Source organism: Citrobacter sp. LJND-P06, assembly GCF_058188415.1.
Map to the genome: position 1 here is coordinate 2,332,062 of NZ_CP187317.1, position 18,993 is coordinate 2,351,054.

At 55.6% G+C, this 18,993-nt stretch carries 20 protein-coding genes; 4 read left to right on the forward strand and 16 right to left on the reverse strand.

The genetic code is table 11. The annotated features are described in order from the left end of the window. Positions 1-10 precede the first annotated feature (10 nt). Together fdnH and fdnI are read left to right on the forward strand one after the other, a co-directional pair. Positions 11-895, forward strand: a complete 885-nt coding sequence (gene fdnH, locus ACO7SM_RS11100; RefSeq protein WP_490470842.1) for a formate dehydrogenase N subunit beta — start codon at positions 11-13, stop codon at positions 893-895. Continuing rightward, positions 888-1,541, forward strand: coding sequence for a formate dehydrogenase-N subunit gamma (gene fdnI / locus ACO7SM_RS11105; protein ID WP_162382270.1), 654 nt, complete (start codon positions 888-890; stop codon positions 1,539-1,541). The genes fdnH and fdnI overlap by 8 nt, the downstream gene beginning before the upstream one ends. A 63-nt stretch (positions 1,542-1,604) precedes the next feature. Here the strand turns inward: fdnI and ACO7SM_RS11110 are convergent, their stop codons facing one another. The 6 genes from ACO7SM_RS11110 to sra form a co-directional block, all read right to left on the reverse strand. Continuing rightward, entirely contained in the window at positions 1,605-1,889 is a 285-nt protein-coding gene (locus ACO7SM_RS11110; protein ID WP_490467589.1) for a HigA family addiction module antitoxin, read from the reverse strand. Further along, positions 1,889-2,167 (reverse strand): type II toxin-antitoxin system RelE/ParE family toxin, encoded by a 279-nt coding sequence (locus ACO7SM_RS11115; protein ID WP_490467590.1) that lies wholly within the window; start codon positions 2,165-2,167, stop codon positions 1,889-1,891. The genes ACO7SM_RS11110 and ACO7SM_RS11115 overlap by 1 nt, the downstream gene beginning before the upstream one ends. 184 nt (positions 2,168-2,351) lie before the next feature. Further along, positions 2,352-3,362: an alcohol dehydrogenase AdhP gene (adhP, locus tag ACO7SM_RS11120; RefSeq protein WP_490467591.1), complete on the reverse strand. Its 1,011-nt coding sequence runs from the start codon at positions 3,360-3,362 to the stop codon at positions 2,352-2,354. Positions 3,363-3,590: 228 nt separating this feature from the next. After that, positions 3,591-5,309 carry an ABC-F family ATP-binding cassette domain-containing protein gene (locus ACO7SM_RS11125; protein ID WP_490467592.1) on the reverse strand — a complete coding sequence of 573 codons (1,719 nt, stop codon included), beginning with the start codon at positions 5,307-5,309 and terminating at the stop codon, positions 3,591-3,593. Positions 5,310-5,635: 326 nt separating this feature from the next. Continuing rightward, entirely contained in the window at positions 5,636-7,333 is a 1,698-nt protein-coding gene (gene maeA, locus ACO7SM_RS11130; RefSeq protein ID WP_490467593.1) for a malate dehydrogenase, read from the reverse strand. 179 nt (positions 7,334-7,512) lie between these two features. Next, complete coding sequence (gene sra / locus ACO7SM_RS11135) at positions 7,513-7,653, reverse strand: stationary-phase-induced ribosome-associated protein (protein ID WP_192612217.1); 141 nt, start codon at positions 7,651-7,653, stop codon at positions 7,513-7,515. A gap of 227 nt (positions 7,654-7,880) precedes the next feature. Between sra and osmC the strand changes: the two genes are divergently transcribed. Further along, positions 7,881-8,312 carry a peroxiredoxin OsmC gene (gene osmC / locus ACO7SM_RS11140; protein WP_490467594.1) on the forward strand — a complete coding sequence of 144 codons (432 nt, stop codon included), beginning with the start codon at positions 7,881-7,883 and terminating at the stop codon, positions 8,310-8,312. A gap of 70 nt (positions 8,313-8,382) precedes the next feature. Here the strand turns inward: osmC and ACO7SM_RS11145 are convergent, their stop codons facing one another. Genes ACO7SM_RS11145 through ACO7SM_RS11170 form a run of 6 tightly spaced genes read right to left on the reverse strand, consistent with a single transcriptional unit; the run spans position 8,383 to position 14,098 of the window. Beyond that, positions 8,383-9,153, reverse strand: a complete 771-nt coding sequence (locus ACO7SM_RS11145) for a 3-hydroxybutyrate dehydrogenase (protein WP_490467595.1) — start codon at positions 9,151-9,153, stop codon at positions 8,383-8,385. Between the two features lie 11 nt (positions 9,154-9,164). Next, complete coding sequence (locus tag ACO7SM_RS11150; protein ID WP_490467596.1) at positions 9,165-10,559, reverse strand: GntP family permease; 1,395 nt, start codon at positions 10,557-10,559, stop codon at positions 9,165-9,167. Positions 10,560-10,602: 43 nt separating this feature from the next. Next, a complete protein-coding gene (locus ACO7SM_RS11155; protein WP_490467597.1) occupies positions 10,603-11,526 on the reverse strand; it encodes a 3-hydroxyacyl-CoA dehydrogenase family protein in 924 nt (307 codons plus the stop codon). Next, positions 11,516-12,721, reverse strand: coding sequence for an acetyl-CoA C-acetyltransferase (locus tag ACO7SM_RS11160; RefSeq protein WP_490467598.1), 1,206 nt, complete (start codon positions 12,719-12,721; stop codon positions 11,516-11,518). Before ACO7SM_RS11160 ends, ACO7SM_RS11155 begins: the two co-directional genes overlap by 11 nt. Before the next feature lie 10 nt (positions 12,722-12,731). After that, positions 12,732-13,388, reverse strand: a complete 657-nt coding sequence (locus tag ACO7SM_RS11165; protein WP_490467599.1) for a CoA transferase subunit B — start codon at positions 13,386-13,388, stop codon at positions 12,732-12,734. An 11-nt stretch (positions 13,389-13,399) separates the two neighbouring features. Continuing rightward, on the reverse strand, positions 13,400-14,098 hold the full coding sequence (locus ACO7SM_RS11170) for a CoA transferase subunit A (RefSeq protein ID WP_490467600.1): 699 nt from the start codon (positions 14,096-14,098) through the stop codon (positions 13,400-13,402). Between the two features lie 142 nt (positions 14,099-14,240). On the opposite strand from ACO7SM_RS11170, the gene ACO7SM_RS11175 reads away from it, so the two are divergent. Continuing rightward, on the forward strand, positions 14,241-15,131 hold the full coding sequence (locus tag ACO7SM_RS11175; RefSeq protein WP_490467601.1) for a LysR family transcriptional regulator: 891 nt from the start codon (positions 14,241-14,243) through the stop codon (positions 15,129-15,131). Between the two features lie 13 nt (positions 15,132-15,144). On the opposite strand, the gene ACO7SM_RS11180 is transcribed toward ACO7SM_RS11175, so the two are convergent. From ACO7SM_RS11180 to ACO7SM_RS11195, 4 genes are read right to left on the reverse strand one after another with little or no spacing between them, the layout of a single operon-like run. Beyond that, on the reverse strand, positions 15,145-16,095 hold the full coding sequence (locus ACO7SM_RS11180) for an ABC transporter ATP-binding protein (protein ID WP_490467602.1): 951 nt from the start codon (positions 16,093-16,095) through the stop codon (positions 15,145-15,147). Next, positions 16,088-17,074 carry an ABC transporter ATP-binding protein gene (locus ACO7SM_RS11185; protein WP_490467603.1) on the reverse strand — a complete coding sequence of 329 codons (987 nt, stop codon included), beginning with the start codon at positions 17,072-17,074 and terminating at the stop codon, positions 16,088-16,090. Before ACO7SM_RS11185 ends, ACO7SM_RS11180 begins: the two co-directional genes overlap by 8 nt. Beyond that, entirely contained in the window at positions 17,071-17,967 is an 897-nt protein-coding gene (gene ddpC, locus ACO7SM_RS11190; RefSeq protein ID WP_490467604.1) for a D,D-dipeptide ABC transporter permease, read from the reverse strand. Before ddpC ends, ACO7SM_RS11185 begins: the two co-directional genes overlap by 4 nt. Continuing rightward, complete coding sequence (locus tag ACO7SM_RS11195; RefSeq protein ID WP_192612206.1) at positions 17,964-18,986, reverse strand: ABC transporter permease; 1,023 nt, start codon at positions 18,984-18,986, stop codon at positions 17,964-17,966. The genes ddpC and ACO7SM_RS11195 overlap by 4 nt, the downstream gene beginning before the upstream one ends. Positions 18,987-18,993 lie beyond the last annotated feature (7 nt).

The following is an 18,993-nucleotide window of genomic DNA, read 5'->3' on the forward strand; positions in this document are numbered from 1 at the left end:
AGGCGAACATATGTCTTTGGAAACGCAGGACATCATCAAACGGTCTGCAACAAACGCCATCACGCCGCCTCCCCAGGCGCGTGATTACAAGGCTGAGGTCGCCAAACTGATCGACGTTTCCACCTGCATAGGCTGTAAAGCCTGCCAGGTGGCGTGCTCGGAGTGGAACGACATTCGCGATGAGGTTGGGCATTGTGTGGGGGTGTATGACAACCCTGCCGATCTGAGCGCGAAATCCTGGACGGTAATGCGCTTTAGCGAAACCGAGCAAAACGGCAAGCTGGAGTGGTTGATCCGTAAAGACGGCTGTATGCACTGTGAAGATCCGGGCTGCCTGAAGGCGTGCCCGTCTGCCGGGGCAATCATCCAGTACGCTAACGGGATTGTCGATTTTCAGTCTGAACACTGCATTGGCTGCGGCTATTGCATTGCCGGGTGTCCATTTAATATACCGCGCCTCAATAAAGAGGATAACCGCGTCTATAAATGTACGCTCTGCGTTGATCGCGTCAGTGTCGGCCAGGAGCCCGCATGCGTGAAAACGTGCCCGACGGGGGCGATTCATTTCGGCACGAAGCAAGAGATGCTGGAAATGGCCGAGCAGCGCGTAGAAAAACTCAAAGCGCGCGGGTATGAACATGCCGGTGTTTATAACCCGCAGGGTGTGGGTGGGACGCACGTGATGTATGTACTGCATCATGCCAACCAGCCAGAGTTGTATCACGGTTTGCCGAAGGATCCGAAAGTCGACACCTCAATCAACCTCTGGAAAGGGGCGTTGAAACCGTTGGCGGCAGCAGGGTTTATCGCCACTTTCGCCGGACTGATTTACCACTACATTGGTATTGGCCCGAACAAAGAAGTGGACGACGAAGAGGAGGAACATCATGAGTAAGTCAAAAATGATAGTGCGCACGAAATTTATCGACCGCGCCTGTCACTGGACGGTGGTGATCTGTTTCTTCCTGGTGGCGCTGTCGGGAATTTCGTTTTTCTTCCCGACGCTGCAATGGCTGACGCAAACCTTCGGTACGCCGCAGATGGGACGCATTCTGCATCCGTTCTTCGGCATCGCTATCTTTGTCGCGCTGATGTTTATGTTCTTCCGTTTTGTACAACACAACATCCCGGATAAGAAAGACATTCCGTGGCTGAAGAATATTGTGGAAGTGCTGAAGGGCAATGAACACAAAGTGGCGGACGTAGGTAAGTACAACGCCGGGCAGAAAATGATGTTCTGGTCGATCATGAGCATGATTTTCGTTCTGCTGGTCACCGGCGTCATTATCTGGCGTCCGTACTTCGCGCAGTTCTTCCCGATGCAGGTGGTGCGTTACAGCCTGCTGATCCACGCGGCGGCGGGCATTATTCTGATGCACGCCATCCTCATCCATATGTACATGGCATTCTGGGTGAAGGGATCGATCAAAGGTATGGTCGAAGGGAAAGTCAGCCGTCGCTGGGCGAAGAAACACCATCCGCGCTGGTATCGCGACGTCGAGAAAGCCGAAGCCAAAAAAGAGAGTGAAGAAGGGTTATAATCTCTTTTGACTCTGTACTATAAAAATGGCGCTGAAAAAGGCGCCATTTTTTTATCTGATAAATTATTGCGTTGCCAGATGTCGAAGCTTTGAAATATCAACGGTTTTTTCGGCTTCTGTCAGACTCCAGGCCGTTTGCAGATTCAACCACATTTGCGGTGAACTGCCGATCACCACGGAGAGCCTAATCGCCATTTCGGGGGTTAGCGCCGCTTTTCCGGTGAGCAACCGGCTCGCCGTAGAGGGAGCAATGTCCATTGCTCTGGCAAATTCACGCAGACTGACGTTAAGTTCGTCCAACGCTTCCTGAATAATGTCTCCCGGGCGGGGATGATTTGCCATTTTCATCAGTGATAGTCCTCGTAATTCAATATGTATGCATCGCCATTGACGAACTCAAAGGTTATTCGCCAGTTCCCCGAGACAGATATCGCCCAAACACCATCACGATCGCCACCCAACGGGTGCAGCCTGTAACCCGGCATGTCGATATCGTTTATATTGCTGGCGGCATCAATAACCGCGAGACGGTGGCGCAATCGCTTTACCTGCGTTGCCAGAACGCCTGACGTGCGCCCATGAAGAAACAAGTCACGCAATCCCTTGTGTCTGAAGTTCATGATCATCCGTTTTATCCTTGTTCCTTCAGGAGGAACATACCATTATTGTTCCGTATGACGCAACAACATTCGCTACGATTGTCGAAATTTTGTCGGGAATGGGCTTAAAGGTGAAGCAGGAGAGGAGGATTGTGGAAAACGCTTCGCAAAACAAACGGCGACGAAGCGTAAAGCCGTCGCCGTTTACCGATTAACGGCGGAAATCAATCACCATACGGCCACGAATCTGGCCTTGTTCCATCTCTTTAAAGATAGCGTTGATGTCGCCGAGCGGACGCAGGGCCACTTTAGGCACCACTTTGCCTTCTGCGGCAAACTGGAACGCTTCGGTCAGATCCTGACGCGTTCCCACCAGCGAACCGACCACCTGAATGCCGTCCAGCACCAGACGCGGAATGTCCAGACTCATGGCTTCCGGCGGCAGACCAACGGCAACCACCCGACCGCCAGCGCGCACCGCATCAACCGCAGAGTTAAACGCCGCTTTCGCCACGGCAGTCACCACGGCCGCGTGTGCGCCGCCCGTTTTCTCCTGCACGATTTTCGCCGCATCATCAGTGCGTGAATTGATGACCAGATCGGCACCCATTTCTTTGGCGAGTTTGAGCTGTTCATCGTTCACGTCAATGGCAATCACTTTGGCGTTAAAGACGTTTTTCGCATACTGCAGCGCCAGGTTGCCCAGACCGCCAAGTCCGTAGATAGCAATCCACTGACCGGGTTTGATCTTCGAGATTTTTACCGCTTTATACGTGGTGACACCCGCACAGGTGATGCTGCTTGCTGCGGCGGATTCCAGACCATCCGGTACTTTCACCGCATAATCCGCGACCACGATGCACTCTTCAGCCATACCGCCATCAACGCTGTAACCTGCGTTTTTGACGTTCCTGCACAGCGTCTCATTGCCGCTGTTACAGTATTCACAGTGACCACATCCTTCAAAGAACCATGCCACGCTTGCGCGATCGCCTGGCTTAAGGGACGTCACACCTGGCCCAATGGCCGTGACGACGCCAATGCCTTCATGTCCCAGGATAACGCCGGTTTTGTCGCCAAAATCGCCGTTTTTAACATGGAGATCGGTATGACACACACCACAGCATTCCATTTTCAGGAGCGCTTCACCGTGTTGCAGCGAACGTAGCGTTTTCTCAGTGATATCAACCTGATGATCTTTAGTGACAACAGCAGCCTTCATAGTCTTCTCCTTATCATGATGGTGAACTGCATAGCGAGTGAGTCTTATTCTCTTCTACCTCGTAAGGATTAATTTTTCTGATGATATATGCAAGCGTAAAACACGATTATTTCCTTGTTTTGGCCTGCCTTTACCGTTATTAGCCTTGTCAAAACATAATAAATACTAATGTTAATAGCTTGACGAAACGGGCGAGAAAGGGCACCCGCCGGTGCCCCGATGTCCTGATTATTCTAGCTGTAAAATCAGCGCGTCGATTTCCTGACGCCATTGCGCCTGTAAATGCGGCTTCTGGTGCTTTGGCTTACGTGCCAGGTCATTCGCTAACTGTTGTTCCAGCGCCAGCAGCTTTTCCAGCAGGCGATCGCTGTCATCCGGGAGGGGAAGAGCCGATTTCTGAGCCGAGAGAGTCACCGTCGGCCACGCGACAGACGTTTCCCGAATCCGCGCGTTGATCGCCTCAAGATCGTGCCATTCACTCAGCACACCCTGGTCGATAAACCAGAAACGGTTACAACTTTGGCTAATCAACTGCCGGTCATGACTCACCAGCAGCACGCCACCGCTGAAGGTTTGCAGAGTTTGCGCCAGCGCCTCTTTGCCTTCCATATCCAGATGGTTGGTCGGCTCGTCAAGCATCAACAGGCTAAACCGCGCCAGCGACAAACCCACAAACAACAGCCGTGAGCGCTCACCGCCGCTTAACGTTTTGACCTGCTGCTGATGACGATTCCAGGGAAACCCTGCGCCAATCAGCGCCATCTTGCGTACGTCGGGCTGTGGGGCAAACGGTTCAAGCGCATCCAACAGCGAATCATTATCTGCAAGCTGCTGTAGCGTTTGATCGTAATAGCCCAGCGAGACGCGGGGGTGTACAGACACACTCGCATTGTCCTGCTGAGACTGAAACTGCTGCCAGAGTAACCGGAGCAGTGATGATTTTCCGCAGCCGTTACGTCCGACAATCGCAACCCGGTCACCGCTTTTTAACCTCGCCCCCGAAGCAGAAAACAGCACCGGGGTTTCCGGTGCCGGTGACAGGAACAGGTCGTTTATCTCTAGCAGGCGGTCAGCGCGAACGCTATCCCCCTGTAATGTTAGTGACCACTGACTTCCTGGCGTAACGTCGGTCTGTGCGGCTTTCAGACGGGAAACCTGTTTTTCCATCTGCTTTGCCTTACGAGACAAATCTTCGTTGTCGTATACCCGTCCCCAGTTCGCCAGGCGTTTGGCGCTGGCGGTCACCCGGTCAATCTCTTTTTGCTCAGCTTTACGGCGCTGCGCATCACTGACATCCGCGTCAGCTAATGCGTTTCTGGCCGCGCTACAGGGCAGCGAGAACGCGTGCAGGCAACGATCGCGCAGGATCCAGGTGCCGTTGGTGACCGCATCCAGGAGATTCGGATCATGGGAGACGACAACGAAACTGCCCGACCAGCGTTGTAAGAACTGTTCCAGCCACAATAAGGTGGGGAGATCCAGATGGTTGCCAGGTTCGTCCAGTAACAGCAGGTCGGGACGGCGCATCAACGCACGGGCAAGTAACAGACGCGTATGCTGCCCGCCGCTCAGCACTTGTGCTGACAGTGATAAATCCTCAGCAGCAAAACCCATTTCTGCGAGTAATGACTCCGCCTGCCATTGCTGGCTGAGGCGTTCGCGTTCCGGCAGTTGCACCAACAACGCTTCACGCAGGGGTAACGCGAGAATGTTTGGCGGCAAATGTTGTTCAACACGGGCGAGATGACAGTGGCTGGCCAGAGAAACCGTGCCTGACGTCGGCGTTTCGCTGCCGTCGAGAATCTTTAGCAGTGTGCTTTTGCCACAGCCGTTGTCGCCGATAAGACCCAGACGATCGCCTTTTTTCAGCGTAAAGGTGAGATCTCGGAATAACGGGCCAAACGCCGTATCAACGTGTAAAGAGTGTGCGGTTAATAACGTGCTCATTGTTGCTTACTCAAGAGTTACAGGCGTTAAAACGCCTCGTCAAACATCGCTGACGACAACCCGGTAAGCCCGAGAGAAGGGGGAAGAGAAGGTCGCTTCGCTCAAGCCGAAGTTATCGCAGCACGATATCGATAACGCTTGAGCACTGACGATCGCCTAATGTATGTGAAGCGATGAAACGTTCACAGTACAGCATAAGTATCCTCCTTTTATTTTCCGAATGTGAATGGGTGGTGAAAGTGTAAGCACAAAGGAGGAATTTCGCTACTGCAAACATCGGGGGGAGAATACCCCGGCAAGCATGTCGTCGCCGGGGTACAGGTGAGTTAAATCGAGGTACGGCGGTAATCGCGGTATTCTGCGTGCCAGAAGTTATCGTCGATAGCCTGTTGCAGCGCCTCGGCGGAGGTTTTCACCGCCACACCCTGTTGCTGGGCCATTTTACCGACGGCAAACGCAATGGCGCGCGACACGGCCTGGATATCTTTCAACTCCGGTAAAACCAGTCCTTCACCGTTGAGCACCATCGGCGAATATTTCGCTAACGTTTCACTGGCCGACATCAGCATCTCGTCGGTAATACGTGACGCGCCCGCGGCGATCACGCCCAGACCGATACCCGGGAAGATATAGGCGTTATTGCACTGGGCGATAGGATAGGTTTTGTCTTTCCATACCACCGGGGCGAACGGACTGCCCGTGGCCACCAACGCGCAACCTTCCGTCCAGGCGATGATGTCCTGCGGCGTGGCTTCCACGCGAGAAGTCGGGTTAGACAGCGGCATCACGATCGGACGCGGGCAATGCTTGTGCATCTCGCGAATGATCTCTTCGGTAAACAGCCCTGTCTGACCGGAAACGCCGATCAAAATATCCGGCTTCACGTTTCTCACCACATCAAGCAGGGAGAGCACGTCGTTTTGCGTATCCCACTGATGCAGATTTTCGCGTTTTTGTACCAGTTTGGTCTGGAACGGCAGCAGGTTAGGCATCTTGTCGGTTAACAGACCAAATCTATCCACCATAAAGACGCGCTGGCGAGCGGCTTCTTCGCTTAGCCCTTCGCGCTGGATCTGCGCAACGATCTGCTCGGCAATCCCACAACCTGCGGAACCCGCGCCGAGGAAGACGATTTTTTGCTCGCTTAACTGGCTACCCGCAGCATGGCTGGCCGCAATGAGCGTACCGACGGTGACCGCAGCCGTTCCCTGGATATCATCGTTAAAAGAGCAAATTTCATCACGATAGCGGTTGAGTAACGGCATCGCGTTTTTCTGGGCAAAATCTTCGAACTGCAACAGCACGTCCGGCCAACGTTCCTTCACCGCCTGGATGAAGTCATCGACAAATTCGTAGTACTCATCGTCGGTGATACGCGGGTTACGCCAGCCCATGTAGAGCGGATCGTTCAGCAGTTGCTGGTTATTGGTGCCGACATCCAGCACCACCGGAAGGGTGTACGCCGGGCTTATTCCGCCACAGGCGGTGTACAGCGACAGTTTCCCGATAGGGATCCCCATGCCGCCAATCCCCTGGTCGCCCAGACCCAGAATACGCTCACCGTCAGTCACCACGATCACTTTGATATTGTGGTTCGGGACGTTTTGCAGGATATCGTCCATGTTGTGGCGGTTCTGATAGGAGATAAATACGCCGCGCGAACGACGGTAGATCTCAGAGAAACGCTCACAGGCGGCACCGACCGTTGGGGTGTAGATGACCGGCATCATCTCATCGAGATGGTTATGCACCAGGCGGTAGAACAGGGTTTCGTTGGTATCCTGAATGTTACGCAGGTAAATGTGTTTGTCGATTTCAGTTTTGAATCCCTGATACTGGATCCAGGCGCGTTCGGCCTGTTCTTCAATCGTTTCGACGACTTCCGGTAGTAACCCCAGCAGGTTGAAGTTACCACGCTCTTCCGCACTGAATGCGCTGCCTTTGTTCAGGAGAGGAAATTCAAGCAGTACAGGGCCGGCGTAGGGAATATATAGGGAACGCGGTTTCTTGGTTTTGATGTCCATGTCACTCACTCTTTTTTGAATTACCGTCCCTGGCATTGTCATTTATGTTCATATGTTGCCTTGCCGCCAGGGAATCGGGCACAGATTATAAAGCATTGTGTATAGATAGAGGGGTTTTATAAGCAAAAACACCATTGCGGTGGCAATGGTGTTTGTCGTCATATCAACACAGGCGGGGACTAGTTGCTGTCAGCGCGGCGTTTTCTTCCGGTTGGATTGTTGACCACGCTGGTTTTGTCGCCTTCGGTCACGGATTTACGTTGGTTGGAGATTTTGTGGTCCTGTCCAAGAATATGACGGGCCTGACGGTTCGATTTCATTCTAACTCCTTAATCCTGTTAATGGTTTCAAGGATGAGCCCGCGCGATGTCGGACGAAATACAACCCCATAGAAAGCCGCTCTCAGCGAAAACGGCTTACTGGATGGTCGACCATTTTATCTGAAAGGTCAATGTTTAAGCGGTAATTCAGAACGTTCTCTTATCTATCCGCTTTGCGTACAGGCGTCCTATACTTGTTATCCCGATGACAATTAAGGAGAGCAGTAATGACTATCCATAAGAAAGGTCAGGCACACTGGGAAGGCGACATTAAACGCGGAAAAGGCACCGTTTCCACCGAAAGCGGCGTGCTGAACCAGCAGCCTTACGGGTTTAACACGCGCTTTGAAGGCGTCAAAGGTACCAACCCGGAAGAGCTGATTGGCGCCGCACATGCGGCCTGTTTCTCGATGGCGCTTTCGTTGATGCTGGGAGAGGCCGGGTTTACGCCAACCGCAATTGATACCACGGCAGATGTCTCACTGGATAAGGTGGATGCCGGTTTTGCGATCACCAAAATTGCGCTAAACAGCGTGGTGGCGGTGCCCGGTATTGATGCGTCGACCTTTGACGGGATTATTCAGAAAGCGAAGGCCGGGTGCCCGGTTTCACAAGTATTGAAGGCTGAAATCACCCTTGAGTATCAGTTAACCTCGTAACGGTTCCGTCGCCTGGTGGCATAACGCTTATCGGGCCTACCATGACGTAGGCCAGATAAGCTGACATCATTTACTGCGCGACCCAGCCACCATCCATATTCCACGCCACACCGCGCACCTGGGCTGCCCCTTCGGAACATAAAAAGAGGGTCAGCTCGCCAAGTTGTTCAGGAGTGACAAACTCACGGGAAGGCTGCTTTTCTGCGAGCAGCGCATCGCGGGCGCTTTCCGGCGCGGCGCCGTCGGCAATCCGTTTGTCGATTTGCTGCTGTACCAGTGGCGTCAACACCCAGCCAGGGCAGAGCGCGTTACAGGTGACACCGCTTTGCGCTGTTTCAAGCGCCGTGGTTTTGGTCAGTCCCACCACCCCGTGTTTTGCCGCGACATAGGCGGATTTCTCTTTCGACGCCACCAGTCCATGTACCGAGGCAATATTAATAATCCGTCCCCAATTACGCTCGCGCATCCCCGGCAGCGCCAGCCGCGTGGTGTGGAACACAGACGAGAGGTTAATCGCAATGATGGCGTTCCATTTTTCCACCGGAAAGCTCTCAAGCGGGGAAACATGCTGGATCCCGGCATTGTTGATAAGAATATCCACGCCGCCAAACTCGCTTTGCGCGTAGCGCATCATGTCGGCGATTTGTGTTTCATCACTGAGATCGGCGCCATGATAGCCCGGCGTGGTGCCGTATTGCGCCACGCTGTCTTTTGCCGCCTCAATATCGCCAAAACCGTTGAGAATAATGTTGGCGCCTGCTTTTGCGAGCACCTGCGCAATCCCCAAACCAATACCGCTGGTGGAACCGGTAACCAGCGCGGTTTTACCGTGTAAATTCATTATGATTCTCCTCAGACAATGCCGGTGGCGTAAAAGACGCCGATAACAAACAGTACGGCCAGACTTTTAATCACGGTGATGGCAAAAATTCCGCCGTAAGCCTGGCGATGACTCAATCCGGTGATCGCCAGCAGCGTGATCACCGCGCCGTTGTGCGGCAGCGTGTCCATACCGCCACTGGCCATAGAAGCCACGCGGTGTAGCACTTCCAGCGGAATGTTTGCCGCGTTCGCCGCCGCAATAAAGGTGTCGGACATCGCCGCCAGGGCGATACTCATCCCACCCGATGCCGAGCCGGTGATCCCGGCAAGCGTGGTGACGCTAATGGCTTCGTTGAGCAGCGGATCGGGAATCGCCGCCAGCGCTTTCGACAGCACCAGAAAACCCGGCAGGGCGGCGATAACGGCGCCGAAACCATATTCGGATGCGGTATTCATTGCCGCCAGAATAGCGCCGCCAACCGCGGTTTTGCTGCCTTCTGCCATACGGCCATGAATATTGCGATAGCCGAACACCACCACCAGGATGATCCCGGAAATCAGCGCCGCCTCAACGGCCCAAATCGCGGTGATTTTCCCCACTTCAGTGGTTATTGGCTTGGCAAGTCCTGGAAGCTCCAGTTGATGTGTTGCACCGTACCACTGCGGGATCCAGCGGGTAAACAACAGGTTAAACACCCCCACCAGAATCAGTGGCGAAATGGCGATGATCGGGTTCGGCAGATTGATATTATCCGGTGTTTCCGGCTCATTGAGCAGGTTGCTACCGTACCCTTCGTTTTTCGCCTGCGCTTTGCGACGCTGGCGTTCGAGATAAAAAAGCCCGACGCAGATGATAAACAGCGAGCCGATTAATCCCAGCCAGGGCGCTGCCCAGGCGTTGGTGCCAAAAAAGCTGGTCGGGATGATGTTCTGGATCTGCGGCGTTCCCGGCAGGGCATCCATCGTAAAAGAAAACGCCCCCAGCGCCACCGTTGCCGGGATCAGCCGTTTAGGAATATTACTTTGTCTGAACAGTTCCGCCGCAAACGGATACACCGCAAACGCCACCACAAAGAGTGACACCCCGCCGTAGGTCAGCAGCGCGCAGACCAGCACAATCACCGGAATGGCGTGACGCCGCCCCAGAATGTTGATTGCCGCGGCGACTATCGAGCGGGAAAAACCAGACAGTTCGATCAACTTGCCAAACACGGCGCCCAGTAAGAAGACGGGGAAGTAGAGTTTTACAAAGCCGACCATTTTCTCCATGAATAAACCGGTAAAGGTCGGGCCAACGGCGCTCGGATCCGTCAACAGAACAGCGCCTAATGCCGCGATGGGGGCAAACAGGATGACGCTGTATCCACGATAGGCTGCCAGCATTAGCAGGCCTAACGCGGCCAGGGCGATTAACACACTCATCAAGACTCCTCAATATCATTGTTATAGTGGGGTACAGAAAGAGAAGTTACGGTTTTAAGGCAAACCGCAGTTGATGTTCCCGACGCTGCTGGATGTACTCCTTACGGGCGTCATCCCAACGATAAAATCCCTGACCGCTGCGTAAACCTGTCTCACCACGCGCCACTTTTTCCGTGACCAGCGACAGCATGTCGCTGCCGGTGGCCAGTTCAGGCAGCAGATGCCGACAAATATCCTGCACCGTGGCAAGACCGGTCATGTCTGCGGCCTCCAGCGGCCCCACCATGGCGTAACGGCGACCTAACGACGCGCGCATCACCTGATCAACCACCTCGGCGCTGGCAATCCCGCTTTTCACGATATGCAGTGCTTCACGCAGCAGGGCGAATTGCAGACGATTACCGACAAACCCGGGCGCGGCGCGATCGAGCACCACCGCTTCCAGTTGCATGTCGAGCAGAAGGTGTTGCAGCCAGCCCGTCAATTCTGGCCGGGTGGCGGTGCCGGGCACAATTTCAACCAGCGGGATAAAGTGGGGCGGATGCCAGAAATGGGCAATCAACAAGCGTTCAGGGTGCTTCAGGGGCGCGGCCAGCGCGTCCGGCGGCAATCCGCTGGTGTTACTGGCGATCACCGTGTCGGTACTAATGCACGCTTCCAGTTGCGCATACAGCGCATGTTTAAGCTCGAGACGCTCAGGAATGGCTTCGACCAGAACATGCGAGGAGGCGACATCCTGAAGCGTAGTGGTGCCTTTCAGTCGGCGAATCACCGCCGTTTTATCCTCGGGCGAACATTGCCCGGTGGCGATCAGCTCATCAAGAATTGAGCCAGCAACGGCGCTAATTTCGGCAATTCTGGCGCTATCGGTATCAAACAGCCGAACTTCATGCCCGTAACGGGCAAAGTGGGTGGCAATCCCGACGCCCATCAATCCTGCGCCGAGAACGGCGAAACGGTTACTTTGCATGATGGACTCCCGTTGGGCGTTCCACCGCCAGCGCCACGCCCTGGCCGCCGCCGACGCACAGCGTCGCCAGCCCTTTGGCAACATCACGGCGCGCCATTTCATGCAGCAGCGTCACCAGAATACGGCAGCCAGATGCGCCAATTGGATGGCCCAGCGCAATCGCGCCGCCGTTGACATTGACCTTGTCATTGTCCCATTGCAGCGAATCGCCGACCGCCAGTGCCTGGGCGGCAAAGGCTTCATTGGCTTCGATAAGATCAACGTCGTTAAGCGCCCAGCCCGCACGGGACAAGCACTCGATACTGGCATTCACCGGGCCAATACCCATGATCGACGGGTCAACGCCGGAAACCGCATAACCGGAGATACGTGCGAGAACCGGCAGATTCAGCGCTTGCGCTTTACCGGCGCTCATCATCATCACCGCCGCCGCGCCGTCGTTGAGAGAAGAGGCATTTCCCGCCGTGACGGTGCCAGTCCCTGGGCGAAATGCCGGTTTGAGCTGTGCCAGTTTTTCAGCGGCGGTGTCCGGTCTTGGTTGCTCATCGGCCGTGACCAGACGCGGCGGTTTTTTGCCCTGCGGAACGCTCACCGGGGTGATTTCTGCGACAAAGCACCCGGATTCCATCGCGGCGGCTGCCAGTTTCTGCGAGCGCAGGGCGAAGGCGTCCTGACGCTCCCGGCTAATGGCGAACCTTTCCGCCAGATTTTCGGCGGTAATGCCCATATGGTAATCGTTGAAGGCGTCCCACAACCCGTCATGCACCACGCTGTCTTTCAGACTGGTGTGACCCAGGCGTAATCCGGCGCGGGCGCCGTCGAGAAAATAGGGGGCATTGCTCATGCTTTCTTGTCCCCCGGCAATGACGATTTCCGCATCGCCGCAACGAATCGCTTGCGCAGCCTGATGTACCGCTTTTAGCCCGGAACCGCAGACCAGATTGACGGTCACGGCAGTGGTTGTGACGGGTAAACCGGCGTTCAACGCACTTTGCCTTGCCGGGTTTTGTCCGCTGCCGGTGGTGAGTACCTGACCCAAAATCACTTCATCAATCAGTTCAGGCGAAACGGCGGTTTTCTCCAGCAAGGCTTTAATGACCGCCGCGCCGAGTTCGACGGCGGAAAGGGGCGCCAGCGCGCCATGAAAACTGCCAATCGGTGTTCGCGTTGCCGCGACAATGACGACGTCCTGCATGATGTTCTCCTCAGGCAAAGTGCATTTCAGGAACCTGATCCGCAACGATCAGCTTGCCCGCGGTTTTCTCGACTATCTCTTCCACGCTGACGCCAGGAGCACGTTCGCGCAGAATGAACGCGCCATCGGCGATGTCGAGCAACGCCAGGTCGGTCAGAACACGTTTGATACATCCCACGCCGGTCAGCGGCAGGGTACAGGCAGGCAGTAATTTGGATTCGCCATTTTTGGAGGCGTGGGTCATGACGACGATGATGTTCTCGGCGCCGGCAACCAGATCCATTGCGCCGCCCATCCCTTTCACCATCTTGCCGGGGATCATCCACGAGGCGATGCTGCCGTTGACGTCGACTTCAAACGCGCCGAGCACCGTCAGATCGACGTGACCGCCACGGATCATGGCGAACGACTGCGCAGAATCGAAAATTGCCGCCCCTTTGCGGGCCGTCACGGTCTGTTTCCCGGCATTGATCATGTCGGCGTCGAGTTCGCTTTCCGTCGGAAATACGCCCATGCCCAGCAAACCGTTTTCTGACTGCAACATCACATCCATTCCGTCGGGAATGTAGTTCGCGACCAGCGTCGGGATGCCAATCCCCAGATTCACGTAGTAACCGTCGCGCAGTTCGCGGGCGACACGCATCGCCATTTGTTCACGCGTTAACATGGTCAGACTCCTTAGGCCCGCAGGGTGCGTTGTTCAATACGTTTCTCGAAATGCCCCTGGATAATGCGGTTGACGAAAATACCGGGGGTATGGATGGCGGCGGGATCAAGCTCGCCAGGAGCGACAATTTCTTCAACTTCCACCACCGTGATTCGCCCGGCGGCGGCCACTAAGGGATTGAAGTTTTGCGCGGTATGGCGGTAAATCACGTTCCCGTACCAGTCGGCTTTCCAGCCTTTAACCAACGCGAAATCCCCGGTGATCGCCCGTTCCATGATGTAAGGACGACCGTCAAATTCACGCACCTCTTTGCCTTCAGCGACGGGCGTACCGTAGCCGGTAGCGGTAAAGAAGGCGGGAATGCCCGCGCCGCCAGCACGCAGTTGCTCAGCCAGCGTGCCTTGTGGTGTCAGCACGGCATCCAGTTCACCGCTCAATACCTGTTTTTCGAACAGCGCATTTTCACCCACATACGAGGCAACGACTTTGCGTACCTGGCGGTTGTCCAGCAGGACGCCAAGCCCGAAACCGTCCACGCCGCAGTTATTCGAAACGACCGTTAACCCCTTGACACCCCGGCGGCGAACCTCCTCGATCAGGTTCTCCGGAATGCCGCATAAACCAAACCCGCCCGCCAGCAGCGTCATGTTGTCGGTCAGTCCTTCCAGTGCCTCTTTATAGGTGGCAACCCGTTTATCCAGTCCAGCCATACACTTGCCCCTCCTGTTAACCTTGCCGACATCATTAGGGGCGAAAAATGATTTGTTAATTTTAAATTTGTGACTCACTCATTTGGTTTTTTTATCAATTTAATGTTAATTAAACGTATTCAATAAGTTAAAGAGAAGAAAAATGAGAATGAGCATCAAACAGTTACGCGCGTTTTTAGCGGTAGCTCACACTCTTAATTTTGCTCATGCCAGTGAAAGGCTGAATATGTCGCAGCCTGCACTGAGTCTGGCCATTAAAGGGCTGGAAGATGCGCTTGGTGGGGCGCTGCTGTTACGAACGACCCGCAAAGTCACGCTGACGCAGGAAGGGGAAACGTTTCTGACCATGGCGCGGCAACTGCTCGCCGACTGGGAAAACACCGAAGAGGCGATGCGTCAGCGGTTTACCTTACAGCGCGGAAAAGTCTCCGTTGCCGCCATGCCGTCATTTGCCGCCAATGTTTTACCGCCGGTGCTGAAAACGTTCCGCGATCGCTATTCCGGGATCAATGTCACCGTCCACGATGTGATTAATGAACAGGTGATTGAGATGGTCAGTGAAGGGCGGGTGGAGATGGGGATTGCGTTTGAACCGGAGTTTTCCGGGCACCTCCATTTTACGCCACTGGGGATGGATCGCTTTATCGCCATTGTTCCACCTGACAGTAAACTGGCCGCCCGAAAACGTATTTGCTGGCGAGAGCTGTTGAGTCTGGATTTCATTGCGTTACAGCGCCCCTCTGCGGTTCGCCTGATGTTAGAAGAGAAACTGGCGCAAAGCGGTCGACCGCTGGAAGTGGCGCTCGAAAGTCACCAACTGGTGACTATCGGACGTCTTGTCGCGAACGGGTTGGGCGGCAGCGCAGTACCCGCGTTGTGCCGCACCCAAATGACCGAACTGGGTGCAGCATGTCTGGATCTCGACGGGCCGGTGATTGAGCGTCGGGTGGGAGTGCTGTGCGCGGCGCATCAAAAACTGTCAACGGCGGCCCAGGCGCTGATGGAAACCCTGAAAAAAGCCTACAACGCCTGACGCAAACCGGGCATCAACGATCCTCAAGCGCCCGCCAACAGCGCACATCATGCCCCGTGTCTTGCGGGAGTAGCGCCTGTTTTTTCTCGCATCCCTGCGTCGCTAACGGGCAACGATCGCGAAAAAAACAGCCCTGCGGCAGGGTGCGATTACCGGGAAGCTCGGTTTTGCGTAACACGAGATCTTCCGCCAGCGGCGCGCCTGTTTTCGGTACTGAATCCAGTAACAAGCGCGTATAGGGATGTGCGGGCGAGGTTAACACCTGCCGGGCATCACCCAGTTCAACAATTTGCCCAAGATACATCACCGCGACGCGATCGCTCATGTGCCTGACCACCGACACGTTATGTGAGATCAACACATAGGTCAGGTTTCTGCGGGCCTGAAGCGCAACCAGCAGATTGAGGATTTGCGCCTGTACGGAGATATCCAGCGCCGACGTGGGTTCATCCAGCACAATCACGTCCGGCTCAGAGGAGAGCGCCCGCGCGATAGCGATACGCTGGCGTTGCCCGCCGGAAAACGCGTGGGGAAGACGATCGAGATACTCAGGACGAATGCCTACCAACAGCGCCAGCTCTTCTGCCAGCGCACGGCGTTCCCGCTCGCTGTTATGTTTTTGGATCCAAACCGGTTCGGTGATGATCCGCCAGACCGGCAATCGGGGGTCGAGCGAGGAGAGCGGATCCTGGAACACCATCTGCATCCCGTTGGCTGACCCGCGACCCTGTACCTTTGCCCGGGAGCATTCGCCCTGACTGGGTTTCAGCATCCCCATCAACAACTGCGCCAGCGTGCTTTTGCCGCAGCCGGACTCTCCGACAATGCCAAGGGTTTCGCCTTCGCGGATCTGCAAATCCAGTCCGTTCAGGGCGTGAACCCGTTCGGTGACGCGCCCCAGCCAGTTGCTGCGGGCCGGGAAATTGACGTGCACATCCTGTAGCGCCAGTAAAATATCAGACATGCGTTGTCTCCAGTTGCGGATACCAGCAGGCAGATTGCTGCGTCGTGTCGCCGGTGCGGCGCATCGGCGGGATAACATCACACTGCCGTCCAGCGGCAAAACAGCGCTCGCGAAAAGCGCATCCGGTGGGTAAATGAGTCAGATTCGGTACGGTTCCGGGGATCGCGGGCAGCGCCTCGCGAGGCTGGCTGTGTTCCGGGGCGCATTTCAACAAACCGATGGAATAAGGATGCGTGGGGTGGCGAATCACGTTTTCCGTCGGGCCGCTTTCGATAACACTGCCCGCATACATGACATACAGCCTGTCACACAGTTGCGACACCACCGCCATATCATGGCTGATAAACAACACGGCAGTCCCGCTGGCGCGCGCTTTATGTTTGAGTAAGCGCAACACCTGAAGTTGAACCGTCACATCCAGCGCGGTGGTGGGTTCATCGGCGATGATCAGTTCCGGCTCGCAGGAGAAGGCCAGCGCGATCATCACACGCTGGCGCATACCGCCGGAGAGTTCAAACGGGAATCGCGACATCACCTGCGCGGCGTCCGGGATTTGCATCTCTTCCAGCAACGCGATGGCTTTCTGCCGCGCATCGTAACGGCGCATTGGCTGGTGGTGGCGGATAACCTCAACCATCTGTTGCCCAATGCGGCGGGTCGGATTCAGCGCGGTCATCGGCTCCTGGAAAATCATCGCCACTCGCGCACCACGCCATTGGCGCATCTGTTTTTCACTGGCGTTCAGGACATCTTCCCCCAGTAACGAGACGCGTCCCTGATGAATGCGATAGCTGCCTTCAGGCAGCAAACGCATCGCCAGCATCGCGGTCACCGATTTACCGGAGCCCGACTCGCCAACCACGCCAACAATTTCGCCACGCTGAATATGCAACGACACCCGGTTAAGCGCATGAACTTCACTTTTGTAGCCCGGAAAACTCAAATGCAGATCTTCAATTTCCAGTACGGGTTGCGTCATGACTGTTTTCCTCCGGCTTTGGGGTCAAGCAGATCGCGAATACCGTCGCCAAACAGATTAAATCCCACGGCGGTGATGAGGATCGCCGCGCCGGGGAAGGCGCAATACCACCACTGGTCGAGAACATAATTACGGCCAATCGCCACCATCGCGCCCCATTCTGCGCTCGGCTGTTGTGCGCCGAGGCCAATAAAGCCCAGCGTCGCGGCCATCAGGATCGCGCTGCCGATATCCAGCGAGGCCTGAACAATCAGCGGCGGCAGCGAATTGCGCAAAATGTGCCAACTGATCAGATGCCAGCGTGATGCGCCATAGGTTCGTGCCGCCTGCACATAGGCGTACTGACGGACAACCAGCGTTTGCCCGCGCGCGAGGCGCACATAAAACGGGATACGGACAATGGCGATCGCCATCATGGCGTTAAACAGACTGGGGCCGAGGGCGGCCGCCAGCGCCATGGTGAGTACCAGCGAGGGAATCGACAACATAATGTCCATCATGCGCATGATGACGGCATCGGCTCGCCCTCCCATCACGCCCGATAAACAGCCGAGCAGCGAACCGATGCCGCCCGCAATACCGACCACCACCAGACCGGCAACGATAGATTGCTGGCTGCCCACCAGGACGCGGCTGAACAGATCGCGTCCGACTTCATCGGTGCCAAACCAGTGGCGGGCAGAAGGCGCCAGCAGGCGGGCGGTTAAATCGATGGCGTTCGGGTTATAGGGCGTTATCCACGGCGAAAGCACCATCAACAGCAGCATCAGAACGATAATGACGCCGCCAATCAGCGTCAGCGGACTGCCTTTGATAAGCCACCACAGCTTCGCCCAGTCGGTGCGACGACGGGTGGTTTGCGGTGGCGTCTGCGTTTCCTCGGTTAACATCATTCAGCACCTCCGCGACCAATACGGGGATCGATCCACAGGTAGAGTAAATCCACGAGCAGATTTACCAGCACGTAAGCAAAAGAGACCACCACGGCAAAGCCCATCACGGCAGGGAAGTCGAGCGCCTGAATAGACGTTACGACCCAGGCGCCCATCCCCGGCCAGGCAAACACCGTTTCGGTGAGTACCGCGCCGTAGAGCAAGTCGCCCAACGCCAGTCCCAGAACGGTAATGGACGGGATCAACGCGTTAGGCAGCGCATAGCACAGCACGATGTACCAGCCGGGCAGGCCGCTGGCGCGCGCCGTACGAATATAATCCTCGCTCAGTTGTTCCAGCATCGCGGAGCGAATTTGACGCGCCACAATGCCAAGATGCACAAAGGCGAGGGTCAGGGCGGGTAAAATCAGGTGTTGCAGCGCATTGAAAAAGACCTCGCCATTGCCTTCCAGCAGGGCATCGATCAGATAAAACCCGGTGACGTGATTCGGCGGATCCAGCCAGTCATCGAGCCGTCCACCGCCGGGCAGAATTTGCAGATGACCGTAAAACAGCACAATCACGCCAAGTCCCAGCCAGAATGCGGGGGTTGAAATGCCGGTAATGGCCATCAGACGCACCAGATGATCCAGCCAACGGTTGCGCCAGACGGCAGATAAAATGCCCAGCGGAATACCGATAATCAGCGCCAGCAGCAACGAACAAAACGCCAGTTCCAGCGTCGCAGGGAAGAAGACGCGCAGTTCGTCCATCACCGGGCGTCCGGTACGAATCGAGGTGCCCAGATCGCCATGAAAGAGATCGCTCACATAGCGAAAGAACTGAATATACAGCGGCTGGTTAAGCCCTAACTGCTGGCGAATATTCTCCACAATCTCGTCACTGGCGCGATCGCCTGCCAGCAGGCGCGCAGGGTCGCCAGGAATCAGGTGCGAAATAATAAAGGTAATCACGCAAACCCCAGCGACCACCAGGACGAGTCCCCAGCATCGCTGACGTAAAATAGTCCAGAACGTCATTGGCTTC